Genomic DNA, 3,093 nt, shown 5'->3' with positions numbered 1-3,093 from the left:
CCTCTTTAATTCATAACTTAAATCTGGATCTTTAAGAAGATCTTTTATCTTCTTAGAATCAAAAGAGAGCACTTTATGTAACAAGTCTTCATCTTCTAATAGTTTTTTCACTTCATCTTCTTCATATCCCTTTTTCTTAACTTTGGAAACTGTTACAGAGTATTCTTCACCAAATACTTTACTAAAGCCTTTATCTTCACAATATCTTATAATAGCATCCCCAATCTCATTTGCCTTAACACTAAGTTCTTTTATTTTCTCCTTAGTTTGAACATATTCTTTAATGGCTTTTGGTATATCAGTCTCTCCAAGAATCATTTGAGGAGTTTTTTCAATCTCATATTTATGAGCAAAGTTTGGACAATATTGTGGAAAATCACAAAAAGAACAAAGTGGACTTTCTTTTGCTTCAAATTTTCTTTTCTCTATATCATTTAATACATCAAACACTATTTCTATGGTCTTTTTGATCTGGTCAGGTTTTATATGAGTAGAGAAAGTCGTATTAGACCTCAAATGATATATCGTTAATTTCTCAGGAAGAATCCCCCATATTTTTTCTGCTGCAATGTGATAAATTGATAACTGGAGATCCTTATTTAATTCATTAATTGAGGGAAACCTTTTTCCAGATTTATAATCGATAATTTCAAGATTTCCAGAAGGAAGCTTATCAACCCTGTCTATAATGCCAGTTAAAACTACACCATTCAAATCTATATTAAAGTTATACTCAACAGCAATAGGTATTTTATAATCCTTGGAATTTATTTCATAGAATTCTTTAAGTATCTTTTTACCTAATTCAAAATGTTTTTGCTCATCCCCTTTACTTTCAAATCCCTCTGATTCCCAATTTTTCTCATAATATTTTAAGAGATCACTTAAAGATGGAGGTGCTGTAAACATACCAGAATAAAAATATTCTGTTGCCTTATGAAGTGATCTTCCAAATGAAAAATACGGTTTTGGTAGTCTCTTTAATTTATCAATATATATAAGTTTATATTGCAGTGGACACTCTCTATATGTTGAAATTGCTGAATAACTTAACCTCTTTATTCTTATCCCCTCCTCACACATAAATACTGCCTATATAAATCTTTCACAATTCATCTCCTGCCTAAAGTATGGAAGCCTTTTTGTGGGTTTTTCTGTAATTCAAGAATATTTAGATATATAAAATAATAAAATTTTTAATAATGATAACATATCTCATTATTTATATCATGTTTTGTATTATTAACGAGTTAGGTTAACATCCATTTTTTAATTATTCCTCTTAAAAGGGAAGAAGATTTTATTAAACTGTAAACTTATCTCGTTAATAATACATATAAAGGATAAAAAATTGTTATTTTGTTTTAGTAACAATAAAAAAATAATATTAAATTTATAAATTCTTATAAAAATTATATAATAAACAAGTATTTTTATATTTCTTATACAAATTATTTCCTATTCACTAAATTAAATTTCTTTTAATAAGAAATTTAATAAAATATGTCCAGTGTTAGAGATTTACTCTAATTAAAAAATATTTAGATTTATATCTCATATGAGGTGATTTTAAATGAAACAGATTAAAAAAGATAAAAATTGGAAAAAGAAAATGGAGATAAAACTTGATTTTAAGAATGTTATGGAAGATTCAATTGGAAGTGAACATGGAGTCTCAAATAGTGATATAGATAAGATAAGAGAAAAAATAGCAAATGCTCATAAAAGAGTGCTGGAAGGTAGAAAAAGTGGTGAATTAGGTTTTTATCAATTACCTTATCAAGATAAAGAGGTCTCTGAAATTTTAGATATTGCTGAAGATATTAAAAATAAATTTGATAACTTTGTAGTCTTAGGTATTGGTGGATCAGCCTTGGGAAATATAGCCCTTCATAATGCTTTAAATCACAAATTTTATAATCTATTACCCAAAAAAGATAGAAAGGATTGTCCAAGGATTTTCTTTTTAGATAATATTGACCCTAAATTAATTAAGGAACTTGTTGATATTATAGATTTAAGAAAAACAGTTTTTAATGTTATTACCAAATCAGGAAGTACAAGTGAAACAATAGCGAATTTTTTAGTCTTTTTGGATTTATTAAAAAGTGCTGTTGGAGATGATTGGAAAAAGCATATTATCATAACTACAGATCCAGAAAGAGGAGATCTGAGAAAACTGGCTAAAGAAGAAAGTATTATTTCACTTTCAGTACCCCTAAATGTTGGTGGAAGATATTCAGTGCTATCTCCAGTAGGACTACTTTCAGCAGCAGTTTCAGGAATAGATATTAATCAACTTCTCTCAGGTGCTGCTTATATGGATAAATTATGCTCATCATCTGAGTTTGATAAAAATCCTTCTTTTGAACTCGATAAAAATCCAGCTTATAAATCTGCAGTTTTACTTTATTTAGAATATGTAAAAAATAAGAAAAATATCACAGTTTTTATGCCCTATTCAAATTCACTGATTGGAATTGCTGATTGGTTCAGTCAAATCTGGGCTGAAAGCCTGGGAAAAAAATACTCCTTAGAAAACGAAGTTGTAAATACTGGATTCACCCCAGTTAGTGCTCTTGGTACCACAGATCAACATTCCCAATTACAACTTTATGTTCAAGGACAATATGATAAGGTAATCGTTTTTGTTGAGGTAGAAAATTATAATAGCCAGATTGATATACCAAAATTATATCCAGAATTTAATAGCTTTGAATATTTGGGAGGAAAAAGCATTAATCAATTAATCAACTTAGAGAAACAGGGTACGGAACATGCTCTGGTTAAAAACAATAGACCAAATTACACGATAAAATTGCCTGAGATAAATGCTTTTACTATTGGACAACTCCTTTTTATGATAGAAGTTCAAACTGTTTTTATGGGTGCTTTACTAAATATCAATCCTTTAGACCAACCTGGAGTAGAAGATGGAAAGATATATGTATGTGAACCACTCTACACCTGAAGACGTAAAGCTTCCTGCTTCATAGTCGAGAGCAACCTCTCAACTCCACAGGCGTTAATTCCCGTAGTTCCTACGGTAGATAGGGCTAATTTGAGAATGTTTCTGGCAGCATTGATGTCTCT

2 protein-coding genes are annotated in these 3,093 nt (G+C 29.2%); one reads left to right on the top strand and one right to left on the bottom strand.

What is annotated here, in order from left to right; genetic code table 11:
* The coding region (locus KKC53_03650) for a PD-(D/E)XK nuclease family protein (protein ID MBU2598260.1) at positions 1 to 1,083 on the bottom strand (1,083 nt) is incomplete at its 3' end.
* 490 nt (positions 1,084 to 1,573) lie between these two features.
* Here KKC53_03650 and KKC53_03645 point away from each other — a divergent pair.
* Complete coding sequence (locus tag KKC53_03645) at positions 1,574 to 2,971, top strand: glucose-6-phosphate isomerase (protein ID MBU2598259.1); 1,398 nt, start codon at positions 1,574 to 1,576, stop codon at positions 2,969 to 2,971.
* Positions 2,972 to 3,093 lie beyond the last annotated feature (122 nt).

The organism is Actinomycetota bacterium, from assembly GCA_018830725.1.
Lineage (GTDB): Bacteria > Actinomycetota > Humimicrobiia > JAHJRV01 > JAHJRV01 > JAHJRV01.
Note: the sequence above shows the minus strand (reverse complement) of the source record. Positions and strands in the feature narration are given on the sequence as shown.

What these genes read in the sequence shown, in the direction of transcription:
- KKC53_03645 (MBU2598259.1), top strand. Translation starts at nt 1,574, where the DNA reads ATGAAACAGATTAAAAAAGATAAAAATTGGAAAAAGAAAATGGAGATA.